Here is an 18208-nt window from a genome sequence, read left to right as displayed (position 1 = left end):
TTTGATGTAAGAATCTAATTCAACTTGTTCTTTATTTGTAGGAATAATAATGAATTAGAGTTAAAAGCATCCTAGATAATTTAATTATTTAGTGGTATCATTATATAGAGAATTTGTATATTGGAGGTATGATTATGAAGAGTTTAAAAGGAAGCAAAACAGCAGTAAATTTAATGAAATCATTCGCAGGGGAAAGCCAAGCTAGAACTAGATATACTTACTATTCTAGTATTGCTAAAAAAGAAGGGTTTGTGCAAATTGCGAACATATTCTTAGAAACAGCAGAACAAGAAAAGGAACATGCAAAAAGGTTTTATAAATTCCTTAAGGATGATTATGTTGACGAGCAGATAGAAATACAAGCATCTTACCCAGTCTCATTCCACGAAAGTACATTGAAAAACTTACTTGCAGCAGCTTCAGGAGAAAATGAAGAATGGACAGACCTTTATCCAAGTTTTGCAAAAACAGCTGAAGAGGAAGGATATCCAGAAATTGCAGTAGTTTATAGAAAGATAAGTGAAGTTGAAGCACGACATGAGGCTAGATATAAAAAACTAGCTAAAAATATTGAAGATGGAACAGTATTTAAGAAGGATGAAGTAACTCTTTGGAAGTGTGGCAATTGCGGATTTATATATGAAGGCAAAGAAGCACCAGTTGCATGTCCTGCATGTGCACATCCACAAGCATACTTTGAAGTATTTGTTGAAAATTATTAATATAGAAATCAAATAGACATGCATTGAGGGAACACTTATATTTAAGTTTAAATTAAGTGTTTCCTTTTTTGCGTTGGTATTTTTGAAAATTTAGACAGTTCATATTTACCGTGTTAAAATAAAAGAAGTATATAAAAATAAGACAGATGGTGAGTATATGATTAAAGCTAAATTAGAAAAGAATAAAAGTGGAAAAATAATATTTAAATTAAAAATAGATAGCGATTATAAAGAAAATATTTTATTTAAAAGAGCTATTATGGAATCAAAAGAAATTAAGGGACGATATCAATATGAAGTACCTTTAAGATTCTTTATTCCAATATGTAAAAATGTAGGTAGAGAGAATTTAGTATTAGATAAGAGATGCATATTATCTTATTTGGAATTCTCAGATTATTATGATGAAAATTATTATACAGATATAGATGCTACCGCAAAATATATGAAAAAATGGAGAGAAGAAGGTTGTCCTGATATTTATAGAATAACTATAGATAAAGATAGCTATGAAATAACAAAGGAGGTAGTCTTTAAGAAGCCTAAGGTAGTAATTAAGGACTTCAGTTTATAATATGTATTTTAAAAGAAAAATAAAAAGGAGTTATCTCAAATTAGAAGTAATTTGAGATGAAGCCTTTTTAATGCATTCTAGTATTATTGACTATAAATTACGCTTGCTATTATATTAGTAATTTCTAATGAATTGCTAGAGAGTAAAAATTCATGTATAGAACTTAGGTTTAAGGATTTAAGCAATAGCAAATCATTAGTATTAGCTTTGAAAATTTTATTGTTAATAGTAAATTTAAAGCTACCACTTACAACATAAAAACAAATGGCTATAAGTTCCTTATCTAATTGAACTTGATATTTGAATACACACTTTTTTCTAGGCGTAATATTTAAATGAACTAATTCACCATTATAATTCTCTCTTGTCATTAAGTTAAAAACAGAGGCTTTTCCATAAGTTTTTGTTTTCCAATCACCCATGAAGCTATCTTGTTCAAAGGCTTTTAGTAATTTCCTATACTTATTTTTATGATCAAGGGTTATTTTGCCTTCAGTAACCATAAATTTACGTGAAACATTTGTAAGATCGCTAAAAGTAGATTCCGGTATATCAATTTTAGCTATACCAAGTCTCCATAAGAAGTTCCGGCTTGCATAATCAGAATCTACTGGATATGTTATTAATTCTGTCGCCATTCCACCAGACCAAAATGTCGGCTTATAGCTCTTTTCTCTTATTAATTCAACATCGTAGTTCATAAATTACTCTCCCTTTATTTATCACATATTTTATGTTCATTATATTAAAAGATATATGTATAATCAATAAAGATAAGTACAATATAAAGCATAATTAATTTTACTACTATGTAAGGTTTACTATTTTTAGATATATAAAGAATAGACATAAGATGTTTTAGTAAGTAAAATTAAAATAATAAGTAAAGTGAATAGCTAGATAAAATATCTATAGATTTATTAATTTGAGAACAATATAAAGTTCATGATTGATATGAAGTATAATTATAGGAGTTGTTTGTATGGAAAGCTTTATTAATAAGAAAATACTAAGAAAAGAAATTTTAGATAAGCGAAAAAAAATAGATGCAACAGAAAAAGAAAAAATGGATGAAAAAATATTAGAAACAGTTTATAGTAGCGAGTATTATAAATTGGCAAAAAAAATTTTTGTTTATATATCGTTTGACACTGAAATAAATACAAGAGATTTTATAAAGGAATCTTTAAATAATAATAAAAGAATTTATGTTCCAAGGACGGAAATTAAAACTAGACTTATGGATGCAGTAGAAATTAAATCACTGGATAATTTGTTGGAGAGTTCATATGGAATACCAGAACCATCTATAAATGATCCATATATTGATCCAAACGAACTTGATTTAATTATAGTTCCAGGCGTAGCTTTTGACAGGCGTGGGGGAAGAGTTGGCTATGGAGCAGGTTTTTATGATAGATATTTCAAGAAAATTAACAAGGATAATATAAAAAGAATTACCAAATTAGCATTAGCATATGATTTTCAAGTACTTGATAAAGTTCCAACCAGTTATCATGATGTACCAGTAGATTACATTATAACTGAGAAAGAATTTATAAAGTTGGAATAATGTAATGGCGGATTAAAATAAACAGGGGGAATATATGGAATACATTGAAAGTAATTTTGGTTACCTAAAAGGAACCAAAATAGAAAAGTACTACAATGATCTGATAAAAGCAGAATTTTTATGCGAGTATTATCCAATAGTTACAAAGATTATTGTTAGAAAAGTAATGGAAATGCTTTTAAGAGATATAGCGCAGGACAGTGGAATGGATATGAATGTTTCTGCACTTACATTACTAAATGGTATTAAGTTAAAGTCTAATATTTCTTTTTCAGAAGAAATTTATAATAATATAGAGATTATATTGGCTAACGGGTATGAGAACATTTCAAAAAGAGATAGAAATAGAAAGATACCTAAACATCCAATAGAAATTTTAAAAATAGCTCAGAAGGTTCTATATTACTATTTGAAAGAAAAAGAAAATTTGATGCTAGATATAAAGAATTTAAGTTTTAGTGCTCCTAGTACTATAGAATATATGAAGAAAGAACTTTTAAAGATCAATAACGATATTGCTCAAAGAGAAAATTTAATCAATAATCTTAGGAAAAAGATTCTTGAGGTAGATAGTTCTCCAAAGCGAATAAGTGAAATAAATAACATCATAATATTAATAAAAGAAGAAAAAGCTTATTTAGAAGAAATCCAAGATATATTAAATAGAAAAGTAGAAATGCAAAATAAATGTGTATTGAATATGGAAACGGATTATAAAACATATGAAAAAAAGCTTAATGAAATGAAAATTAAGTTTAATGAGAATGAAGAACTTCTTCTAGAAAAAGAGGGGCAGCTTCTGAAGGCTGAGATACAAAATCAAGAATTGAAAATATCGACTGAGGAGTTAGATGACGAAGATGAATCAATAAAAAGGATGAAAGTATCACTGGATGAAGAATTAAGAATATTAAGACACGCATATGAAAGTTTATTAAACTTAACAGAAGAATATAATGATATTGTTGAAACAATAGAATTTTTATATGATAATGAGCTACGAAAAGAATTAGAAGCTAAAAAGAACAGTATTCAAATAAAAATAAACTTTGAAGATGCTGTATTTAATGAGAATATAATTATTTACAATAAAAATACAGTGGAGTATAAAAGAAAAGCGTTAATATTTAAAGAACTAGTAAATGAAAATATAAAACGAGAAATTAGGCATGAAAAATTTTATGATGGATTTTTAAGACTATCAGGAAAAGAGCTTAAAATCGTATATACAATCATTAATAATATTACTTCAAGTTTTAATTTGATAAGTAAACCTAAGGAATTATTGGGTAGATATAATGAAGATAAGTTTTTAGAATTACTAAATAGAAATTTAGAGAATTTAAAAAACATTAATGATAATGAAATAAAGCTAATTTTATATTATAAATTAATAAGTTTGTCAAATGCGCCTTATGGGAAGATATACAATAGAAGAAAATTTGTACAGACATTGGATTACATGGTAGATAAAGCTTATAGTCTTTTAGCCACTAAAAAGGATTTTAAAGCAAGAACAAAAAAGCTAGATGCAATAAATGAATATTATATGAATAGAACTATATCAGCATTAAAAAATAAAGGTTCAAATACACATATTACAGAAGAGCTTATAGAAAAGATTTATGATATAATCACAAAATTAAGACAAAGACCAGAAAATAAAGAGAAAAGGCTTTACTATGAAAAACTCGATTTAGATGTCATGACGGAGTCGGCCATTAAAGCAGCTATAAAATCTCAACCATATACATTTCTATATATGATAGCAGACTTAGCGAGCATTGATTCATATAAGGATATGTCTAGTATTATATTTCAAATTGAAAATTTAATTGAGAAAAGGTCTTTAATTAAAAATTTTTCTAATACCTATTTTATGGTTCTATTATATTTATCTAGCGATGCAATAGTTGTAAGCCAAAATCAGCAAGAAGAATTAGTACCATTAGCAGTGATGTTAATAACGAGTGTAAGTTTAGTCTCAGATAATGATTTTATAAATCTGGAAGGTTATAATGATTTGGCCAAGTTATGGAAACAAAAACAGCAAAAATATAACGATATCTGTATGAAGAAAGAGGAAGAGGAAAGTAGCTTAGCACTACTAATGAGAGAAAAATTAGAATTAGAAATTAACCAGAAAGAATTATCAGAAGCCTATGACTCATTATTGAGAAGGTATGGAAGCTACGAGAGTGAATTTAAAAATCTAGTTATGAATTCAGAAAAAAGAGTTCTCTTGCCATCATATTTTTACTATGATGATTTGTGCAATAAGAAAAAGTTAGCAGAAAAGCATATCAATGAATCAAAAAATAAAATCGGAACATTGAAAAGCATTTTTTCTATAGAGGTTTGGAAGGATCAAGCGAATAAGTTTATTAATGAATCCAATATGCTAGAAGCTGAAAAGTTGCTAATTAAAGAAGCAAAGCAAAAGCCTTACTTTAAAAAAGAATATTCAGTCTTCTTAGAATTAGAAGATCAAATTCAAAAAGTGAATGAATCTATGGAAAAAAATAAGGAGATGCTGAAAAGCAAAGATGCACTAGTTGATAATATAGGAAGTAAAATTATTGACTTGCAGAAGCAGTTAACTACTATGAAGAATGCGTATATAGACATAGAAGGTGGCTACTAAAAGGTTAATTGTAGATATATTATTATGATTTACTGAATATTATATTATTTTACAGAAAGAACATAAGCCTAGGCTCTGTAAAAAAAATTGTGTAAACTAAAAAAATGAGGATGCCTTATTTACAAGGGCATCCTCATTTTTTATATAAATTTTATAATTCTTTATTTTCTATTTCTTTAACGATTCTCTCGATAAACGCATCTAATTTAACAGCGCCTTCATCGTCATTCTTTCTGCTTCTTACAGATACTTCATTATTAGAAGCTTCTTTTTCTCCAACAACTAAAATGTAAGGAGTTCTTTCAAGTCTAGCTTCTCTAATCTTATAACCAATCTTTTCAGCTCTATAATCAGTTTCAACTCTAATACCTTTATTCTTTAAGGCTTTTGTAACTGCTTCAGCATAATCATTGTACTTATCAGAGATTGGTAATACTTTGGTTTGAACTGGAGATAACCATGTTGGGAAAGCACCAGCGTATTCTTCTATAAGCATAGCTAAAGTTCTTTCATAACATCCAATTGATGATCTATGGATTATATAAGGACGTTTCTTTTCTCCGTCTTTATCTACATAACTCATATCAAATCTTTCAGCTAAAGCAAAGTCAATTTGAACTGTGAATAAAGTATCTTCTTTACCATGAACATTTCTAAATTGTAAATCAAGTTTTGGACCATAGAAAGCAGCTTCATCATCAGCTTCAACATAATTGATATTTAAATGATCTAGGATATTTCTCATTGTATCTTGAGTTTTATTCCAAGCATCAGGATCATTGATGTATTTTTCGGTATTATTTGGATCCCATTTAGAGAATCTATAAGTTATCTTTTCAGCAATTCCTAAAGTTCCCATTAAATATTGAATTAATTCAAGTACACCTTTAAATTCTTCTTCCAATTGTTCAGGTGTAACAATTAAGTGACCATCAGCTAAAGTGAATTGTCTAACTCTTATAAGACCATGCATTTCGCCTGAAGCTTCATTTCTAAATAAAGTAGAAGTTTCACCGTATCTGAGTGGAAGATCTCTATAACTGTGTTGTTCAGCATTATAAATTGTATATTGGAATGGGCAAGTCATTGGCCTTAAAGCAAATACTTCATCGTCCTTTTCTTCATCACCTAATACAAACATACCATCTTTGTAATGATCCCAGTGACCAGAAATCTTATACAAATCGCTTTTAGCCATAAGTGGAGTCTTAGTTAAAAGATAACCTCTTTTTTCTTCCTCATCTTCAACCCATCTTTGAAGAAGTTGAACTATTTTTGCTCCTTTAGGCATTAATAATGGAAGTCCTTGACCTACATTTTCATCAGTTGTAAATAGTTTTAATTCTCTACCAAGTTTATTGTGATCTCTCTTTTTAGCCTCTTCTAAAGCTTCTAGGAAAGCATCTAAGTCTGATTTCTTTAAGAAAGCAGTACCATAGATTCTTGTAAGCATCTTATTTTTTTCATTCCCCTTCCAGTAAGCACCAGCACTTCTAGTAAGTTTAATTGCTTTAACTGATTTTATTGACATAAGATGAGGACCAACACATAAGTCTGTGAAATCACCCATTTTATAGAATGAGATTATTTCATTTTCAGGAAGATCGTTTATTAATTCAACTTTGTAAGGTTCATCCTTCATTAATTCTAAAGCTTCATTTCTTGGAAGCTCAAATCTAGATATTTCTGGATTTTCCTTAATTATTTTTTGCATTTCTGCTTCAAGTTTGTCTAAGTCGGCAGCAGTGAATGCACTTTCTCTATCGAAATCATAGTAGAAGCCAGTTGCAATTGAAGGTCCTATAGCTAACTTTGTTTCAGGGAATAATCTTTTTACGGCATAAGCTAAAACGTGAGATATGCTATGTCTTAGGGCATCTTTACCTTCTTGAGAGTCAAATGTGCATATGCTTAACTCAACATCTTCATTTATTTCTTTTCTAAGGTCTTCAACCTTTCCATTAACTATACCGCAGCAAGCATTTCTAGCTAAACCTTCGCTAATTGATTTGGCAATTTCATAAATAGATAAACCAGCTTCAAATTCTTTAATTGATCCATCTTTTAAAGTTACTTTTATCATTTTAAAACTCCTTTCAAATTTAAAAAAATTGTGATTCTGTGGCTTGTTAAATTTTAATAATAATATCGTTAAGAAAATTTATTACTAAAATCATACATTTTTGCAAACAAAAAAACCTCATCTCTAAAAATAGAGACGAAGTAATATCCGTGGTTCCACTCTAATTACCTAGAACAGACTGATTAAAATAGGCTAAATAAATGAAACATTAAAAACCTTTCTAAAAATCAGTTAAATAGGTCACTTGAATTTATCGTAACGCGATAATTACGGGCTTTATTAGAGCCACTCAGAGGTGGTTTTCAGTCTAAATTTATATAAGAATAATCGCACCAACATATTCTCTCTCTGAAAAATAAGATTTTAGCTTACTGTCCTCATCAACGTGTTTATTTATTATATTAATATTCTTAATTATAAGCACCTGATTTTTAGATGTCAACTAATTAACAAAAAAAATACAAAAGATATTAAGAATCTCAGAATATATTGGGTATTTTAACAAAATTATAATAAGGCTTTAACCTAGAATTTATTAAAATCAAATAAAATTTATGTATATTAGGTTGTATTTAGTATTTTTTTCAGGAGGTAAAGATGAATAGAAGTATTAAAAGTATAAAGGTTAAAATTATTATGTTCCTAATACCAATGTTATTAATTGCATTTATAGCTTTGTCGGGAATAGGATATAGATTTGCAAGTAAGTCATTAAAAGAGAGTAACTTAAATGTAATGGAAGAAATGACGAAAACTGCTGCATCACGAGCAGATGATCAAATAAAAAGTGAGATTAGGAACCTTGAAGTAATTGCAAGCAATCCGATAATAACGGATAAGAATGTACAAATAGAAGAAAAAATTCAAATACTTAAACCAGCATTGAAAACAGTTGGACAATTAGAAATGAGCATAAGTGATAAAGATGGAAATTCAATAGATACTTTAGGAAATAAGAAATCAATAAAGACAACACAAAGTTTCATGAAATCAATAAATGGTGAAAATTCAATAACCAATCCGTATATAGATCCAATCACAAAGAAAAAAGTCATATCATATTCAGTACCTATCAAGGATTCTTCAAATAGCATTATAGGAATTATTACCTCGATAAAAGATTGCAAAGATTTTGCTTCTTTAAACAAAGAAACTAATTTTTTGAAAACGGGAAATTTATTAATTGTAGATAGTAATGGTAATTTTATAGTTTCAGAAGATGAGAGCTTGGTAAATGAGAATAAAAATATAACCAATATGACATCTGATAAAGAAAATTTACAAGATCTAAATAACATAGGAAAAAGTATGACAATTGGGACTCAATCTGGAACAGGAAAATATACTTATGAGGGTAAAGAAAGATATATATCATATAGCCCAATAGGAAAAACAGGTCTTGCCATAGGAATCACAGTAGAAGAAAAAGACCTACTAAGTGCATTAAACAGTTTAGCTTTCATTGATATTATAGTGACTGTTATTATGACGCTACTAATATTAACTATTATAATAGGCTTCACAATTATAGTTGTAAACAGGTTACTTGGGGCAAAATATTATGTAGATAGTATTGCTAAAGGTGATTTTTATACTAAAGTTGATAATAAATATACTAAAGGTAATGATGAAATAAGTGAAATATGCCTAAGTGTAAGCCAAGCTAAAGAATCAGTAGGAAAAATGATAGAGGCAGTAAGAGAGGATTCAAATATAGTTAGAGAAGGTTCTGTATCATTAAATCAAATTTCAGAAGAACTATCAATTCTTACAGAGGAAATATCAGCATCCATAGGAGAGGTTTCTAATAACACTAATAAACAAAGCCATGACTTTGTACAAATAAGCACTAAGCTTGAAAACTTTGGTGAAAATATAACTGAAGTTAAGAATAATGTTCATTCGATTAATGAAGATATTGCAATAATCAATGATAAATCTTTAAAAGGAACTAAAGACATAGAAGAATTAGACGGTGGAATTATAAGTGTTAATGATAGTTTCGAAAAGTTTTTAATCAGTATAGAGTATATACAAGGTGACATGAAAAATGTTAATGGGATCACGAATATTATAAATGGAATATCTGAACAAATAAATCTTTTAGCATTAAATGCAGCAATTGAAGCAGCTAGTGCAGGAGAAGCAGGACGAGGGTTTAGCGTAATAGCATTAGAAGTGAAAAAGCTTTCAGACAAAAGTAAGGAGTCTGCACAGAATATTTATAAGATAATAAATAGACTTATAAATATAATAAATAAACTTGTAGAAGAGTCTAAAAATATGGAGAGTGAGTTGCATGAGCAGAAGGAAATGATTTATAATGCATCAAGTTCATTTTCAGAAATAGCACTTCTAGTTAAAGAAATAGCTCCTAAAGTATCTAATATAGATAGTGTGTTTAATAATATTAATCACAGCAAAGATTTAATAGTTGAAACTGTATATGAATTATCAGGAGAAATAACAGAGACATCAAATTCCTTGGAACAAGTAACGAATTCATCAGTGCAGCTTGCACGACTTGCAGAGAAAGTTAACAGTAGTTCTGATATTTTACTAGATAGAGCAGATGATTTGCTTCAAAAAGTTAATCAATTTAAAATCAAAGAAGAAGATTTAGCAAGAGATACTAGCATATCTGAACAAAATTCAAAAGCAAATAATCCATATGAAGAAAAATCATATTCCAGTGGGGGAGGAGGGTTAGACACTAAGAATAAGAGGTTAGAAAAAACGAATTTATTGAATAAGTTTGAAGACTCAATAGATAGTGATCAATATGAAAGAAATCTAGATCTTGATTTGGAAAAAGAATTAAAGGAACTATCAATGTTACCAGAGGAAGAAATTAAATTGGAATTTAGCAATTATGGGACAAGTGATCTGGATTTATCACTTGCAGAACACTTTGTTGATTTAAGTGTATCTCCGCTAGAAAAGTTGGAAGTAGATACATCAACTAAAGATTTTGGATGGGGATGTTCGAAGATAACAGAAATTAAAGAATATATTAAGCAAAAAGATGAGGGAGAATGCCCGGAGGATGATTTAGGAAGATATAATATATCATAGTTTGTTATATAAATATGTTTAAAAAATTATTATAAATGCATAAAATTTGATATTGATTTAATATATTGAATAGATGTATAATATTGGTATGCAGATGTGGCGGAATTGGCAGACGCACTAGACTTAGGATCTAGCGCCTTTTGGTGTAAGGGTTCGACTCCCTTCATCTGCACCAATAAGCGGGAATGACTCAATGGTAGAGTGTCACCTTCCCAAGGTGGACGTTGCGGGTTCGAGCCCCGTTTTCCGCTCCATTAAGAATATAAAGATTAAATTAAAATAACAAATATCTAAAACAAAAGTTTGTTTTAGATATTTGTTATTTTAATTTACACATGGTTACTAAGATAAATTTAATTATATAAACATAATAAGTTAATAATTGTCTTCAATTAATTTGTCTAAAGTTAAGTTGACAATCATTTCTTCAGAGTAAAATTTTTCACCCATTATTTTAAATATTACTTCTGATTTTTTATAACCTTCTTTATAAAGCTTTAAATTTCTTGTAATTCTTTTAAGAGTGTTTCTAGGTATATTTAATTCTAATGCTAGCTCCTTAAAAGAATAATAATCTTTTTTTAGCATATCGTATAATTTATTTTGAAGATCTAACTTATATCTATAATCAACTTCTTTGGATTGGTGGGGACCATATTTTCCTCTATGATGGGAAGGACATAAATATTTATAATTTAGTTCTATATCAAAGCCACCTTCACTTCTGTGAACAATATGATGTATATCAGCTTCGGCATTACATATTTCACATAAAGACAATTTTTAATCCTCCTTAGAATCTACCCTATATAAAAATATATTAATTATTAAAATTTATTTAAATTAAAAAAATAATAGAATTCTTAATATAATAATATGATAACTGTAAATAACTTGACATTTAATATTATAAAGTAATAAATAAGAAATATCAATTTGAATATCTATAATAAAAGTCTAAAATTTTGTAATAAAATAATAAAATGGGGATAATATATTAATATGTATATATTAAACAAATTTATCCAAGAATAAACAATTATGAGATAAATGAGTTATAATATAATTAGAACACAAAAGATAACTATTAATAATATATTTTATAAAATATTAGTTGGGAAGGTGAGTAAAGTGTGGGAAGTTTATAATTCATTTAATTATTGGGAAAACGTTATCAGCAAGAATAAGACAATAAGAGGACATATGTTTATGCAGAAACCACCAACAGAAAGAAGTATTTATTTTCATACCCTTATATTCGGAAACAATAATGGTATAAACAATATATGGGGATATTTCCCCAATAGAAAGTGTTTGATTGGGTATCTTCAGTATTCGTTCTTGCAGGAAGCTTTTTATAAGTGGATATATGGAAAAGAAAAATTAATTACTAGGATTCCACATTTAACTGTTGATAAGATCATTCGTGAGGGAGAAAAACTAAAGAAAATAGACAAAGAAGTTGCAAGTAATATGAGGAGAGACTATGATTTCTTAAGTACTTTATGGCATCTTCCATCTGAAAAGGCTCAAGCTAGGTTAGATAAATTCCCAGCAGAGTTTAACAAGAAGTGGATGGGGGATAACACAGAATTTTTATATATAAAAATTTTCAAGACTCCAGAGGAGCTTGGAGAATTTGTAATTTCCTCTTCGTTATTAACAAATACAAAAGAAGAATTAGAAAATAGAATAGGTATGTCTATTAATGAGTGGGAAGATATTTGTAAGAATGCAATAAGTGATCCTAATAAAGGGGAAGTATTCAGAGAGATTCTACTAAAGAAATTAAGTGAAGTATTTTAGCAAGTTAATATATAATTTAAGGAGATATAATTAGCAGATTCCAATCTGCTAATTATATCTCCCTTTTAATTATAAAGTACTATAAACTTTGAAAAGTATATTTCTAAATTATACTTTCAACAGAAGAAATGCTTTGAGAAGAAATTCCAAGCATTTCGCCAGTAAAACCAAGGCCTTCTTCAGTAGTAGCCTTAATATTTATTTTATTAATATCTATATTCAGCGCAATTGAAATGTTCTTTCTCATATTCTCAATATGAGGCAGCATTTTTGGCTTTTGAGCTATTATTGTAGCGTCTATGTTGTTTATGGCATAGCCGGACTTAAGAAGCAATTTACCTGTTTCTTCAAGAAGTATGATACTAGATATGCCACTAAATCTATTGTCTGTATCAGGAAAATGTTTTCCTATATCGCCAAGAGCACAAGCGCCCAATAAAGAGTCTATTATAGCGTGGATAAGAACATCTGCATCGGAATGACCTAGCAGCCCCTTCTCATATGGAATTTCTACTCCTCCTAAAATTAATTTTCTGTTTTCAACTAATCTATGAACATCATATCCTAATCCAATTCTCATATAATCACCTCATATGTGTTTTATTATTTTACTATTTTAACATATTATGAGGCTTTTTATATAAATAATTATACTAATTTAAAATACGTCTACGTTTATTTGTGGACATGTTGTTCAAAGAACTTGTCTTGGTTTTAATATAAAATTTAATGTTAAACCAAGAAATAAATCTATTTATATGAAAATGTATAAAGGTTATTCTACGTCTTTTTACAAAATCTACATATATAATTTTTCCTCTCATTAATAATCTCCAAAATATTGCTTTTAAATTAAATTTAGATAAAGAAAATTTTATAGATAAATAGCTTTATATGCTATAATATCATAGTATGAAGAACTTATACAAAGGGTTAATATTTTAAAGAGGTGTTAATTTTATGGAGAATTTGGGCTTTAGTAAAGACAAATATGTATTTTCATCCATGCCGTCAATGTTCTTAATAGGAGATACTGCGGAGGATATTAGAAAAAAACAGATATCTTTATTTATAAATGAATTAAGCTCATATAATGTTTTACTTAAAGATTTAGTAAATTTTCCAATTAAAGAAGCTGACAGAAATATAGCTTTAAATATAGCTTATTATATAGCTAGTGATGAGGATTTACTAAGAATAATCAATGAAAAGAGAGCTTTACCTATAGCTAAAATAAGTAAGTTAACTAGGATAAAATCTGAGATTATAAATAAATTTAGGGACTACATAATAGCTTATTGTATTATAATAACTAATTCAAATTATAAATTTATTCAAGATTATCTAAGAATAAAATTAAAAGAAGATAATCAAGTTGTAAGCATTTCAAGTAAAAATCAGCAACTATATAAAGGAATAGTAATAAAAGCTTTTAAAAATTCTGCATATATATTAACTTCAAAAGGAGAATTTTTAAAGATAAAGACTCCTAATAAATCAAAGGTTGGAGATGTATGTGAAGGAAAAGAAAAGAAAGGAATTAGGGGGTACAAAATACATATATCAATATTACTATTTATATTAATATTGATTGGTAGTGGTATAACTATTGAATATAGGACAACACAGAGCATAATAGTTATAGAAACAACTTCTAATATAAAGATTCATATTAATAAGTTTCACAAAGTTATATATGCCTATTCGCCTACAGATAAAGGAAAAGAACTTATAGGAAATATTGATGTTTTGAATAAAGATGTTGATGGGGCTATATCGGAGATATTTGAATACGCATTGGATAATGAAATGTTAGATTTAAGTAGGAAAACATTAATAACAATTAATGGACAAGCTTTAAAATATGGAGAGCTTACTAAAACAAATAAATTTATATACGAACATAATATACCTATAGCTATAAATAATGCAGGAAATCAACAAAAACTACCTAAATATTCAACTGAAGATAGCAAGGAAGAAAAAAAATAACTCTTTATTTAAGAGTTATTTTTTAGTTTGTGCTAAAACTTCCTTAAAAGTATTCATATCATATTTTGAGCTAATATAAATTCTATCAAGTTTAAGAATATTATCATCTCTATCAGAGAGCCCTCTCTTAGTAGTAAATGCTAACGTATAACCTGAGTTTTTAGCTGCGATAACACTATCATCATTAAAATCTCCAAATGGATAGGCAACAGCTTCAACTTTTTTTCCTGTTATTGATTCCAAGGTTTCTTTTGATTCCTTCAATTCGCTTAATTGTTTATCATATGGAAGCTGGTTAAGCTTAGGGTGATTAACAGTATGGCTTTCTATATCTATTCCGTAATCAGACATTTCTTTTATAGTTTCTTTTGATAAATAATAGGAACCATCTAGATCTGATGTTATACAAAATATTGTTGCTACCATATTTAGATTTTTCAAAATTGGAAAAGCGTTGTAGTAATTATCCATATAGCCATCATCAAAAGTAATAACTATGCTCTTCTCAGGAATTTGGGAATTGTTTAATAAGTAGTTTTTTAGTTCATCTAAAGTTAATGTTGTATAACCCTGATTTTTTATGTACTCAAGCTGCATTCGAAGATTTTCTGGAGTTATTGTAACCTCATTTTCAGCTGGTTCTCTTACGGAATGGTAATATAATACGGGAACTCCTCTATTGTCAGTAATTAAGTTTGAATTATTAAAAGATCTTTCGTTTTGAATTGTGTTTTGTTCTATGTTGGGAGGATCTTTCTCTAATCCATTTTTAGATTCAACATGATTTTCATCAATACTTGTATTATCAGAACCATGATTAGAAGCTATAGAATTTTTATAAGATATATTGTGTGTTATTAGGTAAAAAGAAAACATTACAAACAATAAGCTAAATATCAAAATACTTAAGGAAGTTTTATTTTTGAAAAATCTTTTGTAAGAAATGTTCCTTGATGGTAAATTTCCTTTTAACATGTTGTTATTATTCACCTCCTTGTAATTAAAACAAATATAATTTTCTTTTATAATTATACCCTAAACTTAAAGAAAAACTACAAGACCTAATATAAGTAATTTGTGATATATATTCTAATTAAAATTCTGAATCTCAGCCTTAATTGAACCATTAGATTACCAGGGGGGTAAATGTAAATTTATTATAGCAAAATATTATATAAAAAATTTATTTTTATAGAGTTTGAGCGGAATAACTTATTGAAAAAAGTAGCATAATATAAAAATAGTACAACTTACTAACATTATCCACATTGGCTTGTGGATAAAATGTTATAAAGCTGTTAACATACATAATTTTACATGTTGGTTTTGTGGATATAAAATATATTATGTCGCAAAATGCATAAATCAGGGAGGCGCTAAAATGGGTATTATAGCTAATATAACAGGGCTATTAATAGTAAGTTCAATGTTATCCACCGCTTGTCCACAGGAAATGTTTATAAGTAATAAAATGCAAAGTGAAAGTAAATTTAAAATTGTGGATAAATCTATAACTAAAAATCTAAATTACTTAAAATTAGACATAAATATGCCTCAATTAGTAGGCGGAAATGATGAAAAAAGAATAAATTTGATAAATAATGTAATTAGTCAAGATATTTTGCCAAGAGCTGAGGAGTCTGAAAAAACAGCGAAAGAATACTTCGGAGAAAAGGGACAAGAAACTCCAAGGTTTCCATATGAAATTTATTCAAGATACACAACGTCAGAAGATAATAATCAAATTCTTAGCTTATATAATGACTATTATGAGTTTCTTGGAGGAGCTCATGGTATGACAACAAGGACTTCATATACAATAGATAAGAAGAAAGAAGCTTTACTAACTTTAAAGGAATTATTCAGTGAAGGATATAATTATTCTGACATAATAAATAAAGAAATAGAAAATCAAATAAAGAAAAATCCAGAAAATTATTTTGATTCAGGTAATGCATTTAAGGGTATTAGTGAAAATCAAAGTTTTTATATAAGAGACGGTGACCTGGTAATATATTACCAGTTGTATGATATAGCGCCATATGTATTTGGAATTCCTGAATTTAAAATTCCCTTAAAGCTATTTGATAAGGATTTTGTTTATTATAAAAATTGGGATTCGGGAAGCAAGAAGTAGGATAACAATTTTAATTAGATAGGTCATTAAATCATAAGCTAATTGACATCTCATGATCAACTTTAACTTATAGACTTAAAATAGATAGTAATAAATTATAGAACAAATTTAAATAAAAGACATATATATAGAAATTAAATCATAGCAATTCATAAAAATATACCATATAGGATTATATTGTCTATCCTGTATGGTATATTTTACTTAATACTATGATTTAACTTATTGTTACTAATATTTTTTAATTATTATAGGCACTAGTGTTTTGATTTCCTCTAAATCCATAGCCATCTGATATTATTCTGCCTATTCCAGTTACTTTACCAGTTATGCATCCTCTGCAGTGTGCAGGTGTATCGCCTGTACATATTTTGCCTGGATATAATGCATAAAGCTTTCTATATTCACCTTCAGTAACGTTAGGCATTACAACATTAGCACCGCTTTGAAGTGCAACTATTCTTCCGTTTGGAGTTAAAGATTCCATTGCAGTTGTTGCAGGAATATTTATATCAGGAAGTATTAATCTGGTTAAAGCCATAACCTTTAATGCTAGAGTAAGATTTCCGCCTTGAGCATCCTTTAAAGGTGTATCTTCATTTGGTATAAATGGACCTATACCAATCATATCTGCATTAATTTCTTTAAAGAAAAGTATATCACTAGCTATAGATTCTAATGTTTGATTTGGTAGACCAACAAGAATACCACTTCCAACTTCATATCCTAAGTCTCTTAAATTTTTTAAACAATTCAATCTTTCCTCGAAGCTCATGTTAGGATCCATATCTTCATAAAGTTTCTTATCAGTAGTTTCAATTCTTATTAAATATCTATCAGCTCCAGCTTCTTTAAATGCCTTATATTCATCATAAGTTTTTTCACCTAAGCTTAAGGTTAAAGCGACGTTTAATTTCTTTATCTCTTTTACTATGTTTGTCATTCTTTCTTTAGTAAAATAATCATCTTCTCCACCTTGAAGCACAAGTGTTTTGTAGCCATAGCTAACAGCTTTTTTAGCAAAGTCTAGAATCTCTTCTTCAGTTAATCTATATCTTTCAAGATTTTTATTGTCTCTGCGTAAACCACAATAAAGGCAATTTCTTTTGCAGATATTTGTAAATTCTATGAGCCCTCTTAAATGAACATAATCCCCTAAGTATTTTTGACGTACTTCATCAGCGGCTTTAAATAATTCTTCATTTATATCATCGTTTTGTAGTAATTCAAGTATTTCATCTTTATTTAAGTCATGTGTAATTTTAGCTTTTTCAATAATTTTATTCATAGTTCCTCCTAAGTTAAAAGAAATTAATAGCTAACTGATATTAGTATACTATACAATCTAACAACATAACAACATAGTAGTTTGTGTAAAATATGACATTCATCATAACTGGCTATTATTGGGGCAATGTTTTTTTTAGGAATCAATTAATCTGCAGAAGATAGTTTTTATAGGGCTTATAATAATAGGAGTCATAGGATTAAATTTAACGTCTACAATACATTAATATCAATATAAAAGAAGCCTTGTTATAGACATGTAGAATAGGAAAAAGAATAACCTATTCTATCATGTCTATTATTTTACGATTTTTA

At 28.0% G+C, this 18208-nt stretch carries 14 protein-coding genes, 2 tRNA genes and 1 other annotated feature; of the genes, 10 read left to right on the top strand and 6 right to left on the bottom strand.

Going from position 1 to position 18208, the window contains the following annotated elements; genetic code table 11:
- Nucleotides 1-134: 134 nt before the first annotated feature.
- Together rbr and ACJDTP_RS06615 are read left to right on the top strand one after the other, a co-directional pair.
- Nucleotides 135-722, top strand: coding sequence for a rubrerythrin (gene rbr / locus ACJDTP_RS06620; RefSeq protein ID WP_017209758.1), 588 nt, complete (start codon nucleotides 135-137; stop codon nucleotides 720-722).
- Between the two features lie 157 nt (nucleotides 723-879).
- Nucleotides 880-1296, top strand: coding sequence for a hypothetical protein (locus tag ACJDTP_RS06615; protein WP_011967639.1), 417 nt, complete (start codon nucleotides 880-882; stop codon nucleotides 1294-1296).
- An 83-nt stretch (nucleotides 1297-1379) separates the two neighbouring features.
- On the opposite strand, the gene ACJDTP_RS06610 is transcribed toward ACJDTP_RS06615, so the two are convergent.
- Nucleotides 1380-1997 carry a HutD family protein gene (locus tag ACJDTP_RS06610; RefSeq protein WP_039772633.1) on the bottom strand — a complete coding sequence of 206 codons (618 nt, stop codon included), beginning with the start codon at nucleotides 1995-1997 and terminating at the stop codon, nucleotides 1380-1382.
- Nucleotides 1998-2278: 281 nt separating this feature from the next.
- On the opposite strand from ACJDTP_RS06610, the gene ACJDTP_RS06605 reads away from it, so the two are divergent.
- Nucleotides 2279-2869, top strand: coding sequence for a 5-formyltetrahydrofolate cyclo-ligase (locus tag ACJDTP_RS06605; RefSeq protein WP_077868910.1), 591 nt, complete (start codon nucleotides 2279-2281; stop codon nucleotides 2867-2869).
- Nucleotides 2870-2903: 34 nt separating this feature from the next.
- On the top strand, nucleotides 2904-5513 hold the full coding sequence (locus ACJDTP_RS06600) for a transcriptional regulator (protein ID WP_406760810.1): 2610 nt from the start codon (nucleotides 2904-2906) through the stop codon (nucleotides 5511-5513).
- A gap of 151 nt (nucleotides 5514-5664) precedes the next feature.
- Here ACJDTP_RS06600 and thrS read toward each other — a convergent pair whose 3' ends face one another.
- On the bottom strand, nucleotides 5665-7596 hold the full coding sequence (gene thrS / locus ACJDTP_RS06595; RefSeq protein ID WP_406760809.1) for a threonine--tRNA ligase: 1932 nt from the start codon (nucleotides 7594-7596) through the stop codon (nucleotides 5665-5667).
- Between the two features lie 128 nt (nucleotides 7597-7724).
- Nucleotides 7725-7989 (bottom strand) — a binding site (T-box leader).
- Between the two features lie 204 nt (nucleotides 7990-8193).
- Here thrS and ACJDTP_RS06590 point away from each other — a divergent pair.
- From ACJDTP_RS06590 to ACJDTP_RS06580, 3 genes are all read left to right on the top strand, one after another.
- Nucleotides 8194-10671, top strand: coding sequence for a methyl-accepting chemotaxis protein (locus tag ACJDTP_RS06590; RefSeq protein ID WP_078116929.1), 2478 nt, complete (start codon nucleotides 8194-8196; stop codon nucleotides 10669-10671).
- A 90-nt stretch (nucleotides 10672-10761) separates the two neighbouring features.
- A tRNA-Leu gene (locus ACJDTP_RS06585) sits at nucleotides 10762-10846 on the top strand.
- A 4-nt stretch (nucleotides 10847-10850) separates the two neighbouring features.
- Nucleotides 10851-10925, top strand: a tRNA-Gly gene (locus ACJDTP_RS06580).
- A gap of 121 nt (nucleotides 10926-11046) precedes the next feature.
- On the opposite strand, the gene ACJDTP_RS06575 is transcribed toward ACJDTP_RS06580, so the two are convergent.
- Complete coding sequence (locus tag ACJDTP_RS06575) at nucleotides 11047-11451, bottom strand: HNH endonuclease (RefSeq protein WP_011967645.1); 405 nt, start codon at nucleotides 11449-11451, stop codon at nucleotides 11047-11049.
- 429 nt (nucleotides 11452-11880) lie between these two features.
- On the opposite strand from ACJDTP_RS06575, the gene ACJDTP_RS06570 reads away from it, so the two are divergent.
- Entirely contained in the window at nucleotides 11881-12477 is a 597-nt protein-coding gene (locus ACJDTP_RS06570; RefSeq protein ID WP_406760849.1) for a hypothetical protein, read from the top strand.
- A 103-nt stretch (nucleotides 12478-12580) separates the two neighbouring features.
- Here the strand turns inward: ACJDTP_RS06570 and ispF are convergent, their stop codons facing one another.
- Entirely contained in the window at nucleotides 12581-13057 is a 477-nt protein-coding gene (ispF, locus tag ACJDTP_RS06565) for a 2-C-methyl-D-erythritol 2,4-cyclodiphosphate synthase (RefSeq protein ID WP_103698139.1), read from the bottom strand.
- Nucleotides 13058-13437: 380 nt separating this feature from the next.
- On the opposite strand from ispF, the gene ACJDTP_RS06560 reads away from it, so the two are divergent.
- A complete protein-coding gene (locus ACJDTP_RS06560) occupies nucleotides 13438-14469 on the top strand; it encodes an anti-sigma factor domain-containing protein (RefSeq protein WP_171773190.1) in 1032 nt (343 codons plus the stop codon).
- 15 nt (nucleotides 14470-14484) lie between these two features.
- Here the strand turns inward: ACJDTP_RS06560 and ACJDTP_RS06555 are convergent, their stop codons facing one another.
- Complete coding sequence (locus ACJDTP_RS06555) at nucleotides 14485-15444, bottom strand: polysaccharide deacetylase family protein (RefSeq protein ID WP_406760808.1); 960 nt, start codon at nucleotides 15442-15444, stop codon at nucleotides 14485-14487.
- A gap of 406 nt (nucleotides 15445-15850) precedes the next feature.
- Here ACJDTP_RS06555 and ACJDTP_RS06550 point away from each other — a divergent pair, with 406 nt between their 5' ends.
- Nucleotides 15851-16606: a DUF3298 and DUF4163 domain-containing protein gene (locus ACJDTP_RS06550; protein ID WP_078116934.1), complete on the top strand. Its 756-nt coding sequence runs from the start codon at nucleotides 15851-15853 to the stop codon at nucleotides 16604-16606.
- 241 nt (nucleotides 16607-16847) lie between these two features.
- Here ACJDTP_RS06550 and hydE read toward each other — a convergent pair whose 3' ends face one another.
- Nucleotides 16848-17894 carry a [FeFe] hydrogenase H-cluster radical SAM maturase HydE gene (gene hydE, locus ACJDTP_RS06545; RefSeq protein ID WP_078116935.1) on the bottom strand — a complete coding sequence of 349 codons (1047 nt, stop codon included), beginning with the start codon at nucleotides 17892-17894 and terminating at the stop codon, nucleotides 16848-16850.
- Nucleotides 17895-18208: the final 314 nt, after the last annotated feature.

Source organism: Candidatus Clostridium helianthi (assembly GCF_045310795.1).
GTDB lineage: Bacteria > Bacillota > Clostridia > Clostridiales > Clostridiaceae > Clostridium > Clostridium helianthi.
This window is presented reverse-complemented; position numbering and strand designations above follow the sequence as displayed.

Excerpts from the sequence above, each read along its gene's own strand:
- rbr (WP_017209758.1), top strand. The coding sequence starts at position 135 with ATGAAGAGTTTAAAAGGAAGCAAAACAGCAGTAAATTTAATGAAATCA.
- ACJDTP_RS06615 (WP_011967639.1), top strand. The coding sequence starts at position 880 with ATGATTAAAGCTAAATTAGAAAAGAATAAAAGTGGAAAAATAATATTT.
- ACJDTP_RS06610 (WP_039772633.1), bottom strand. The coding sequence starts at position 1,997 with ATGAACTACGATGTTGAATTAATAAGAGAAAAGAGCTATAAGCCGACA.
- ACJDTP_RS06605 (WP_077868910.1), top strand. The coding sequence starts at position 2,279 with ATGGAAAGCTTTATTAATAAGAAAATACTAAGAAAAGAAATTTTAGAT.
- ACJDTP_RS06600 (WP_406760810.1), top strand. The coding sequence starts at position 2,904 with ATGGAATACATTGAAAGTAATTTTGGTTACCTAAAAGGAACCAAAATA.
- thrS (WP_406760809.1), bottom strand. The coding sequence starts at position 7,596 with ATGATAAAAGTAACTTTAAAAGATGGATCAATTAAAGAATTTGAAGCT.
- ACJDTP_RS06590 (WP_078116929.1), top strand. The coding sequence starts at position 8,194 with ATGAATAGAAGTATTAAAAGTATAAAGGTTAAAATTATTATGTTCCTA.
- ACJDTP_RS06570 (WP_406760849.1), top strand. The coding sequence starts at position 11,881 with ATGCAGAAACCACCAACAGAAAGAAGTATTTATTTTCATACCCTTATA.
- ispF (WP_103698139.1), bottom strand. The coding sequence starts at position 13,057 with ATGAGAATTGGATTAGGATATGATGTTCATAGATTAGTTGAAAACAGA.
- ACJDTP_RS06560 (WP_171773190.1), top strand. The coding sequence starts at position 13,438 with ATGGAGAATTTGGGCTTTAGTAAAGACAAATATGTATTTTCATCCATG.
- ACJDTP_RS06555 (WP_406760808.1), bottom strand. The coding sequence starts at position 15,444 with ATGTTAAAAGGAAATTTACCATCAAGGAACATTTCTTACAAAAGATTT.
- ACJDTP_RS06550 (WP_078116934.1), top strand. The coding sequence starts at position 15,851 with ATGGGTATTATAGCTAATATAACAGGGCTATTAATAGTAAGTTCAATG.
- hydE (WP_078116935.1), bottom strand. The coding sequence starts at position 17,894 with ATGAATAAAATTATTGAAAAAGCTAAAATTACACATGACTTAAATAAA.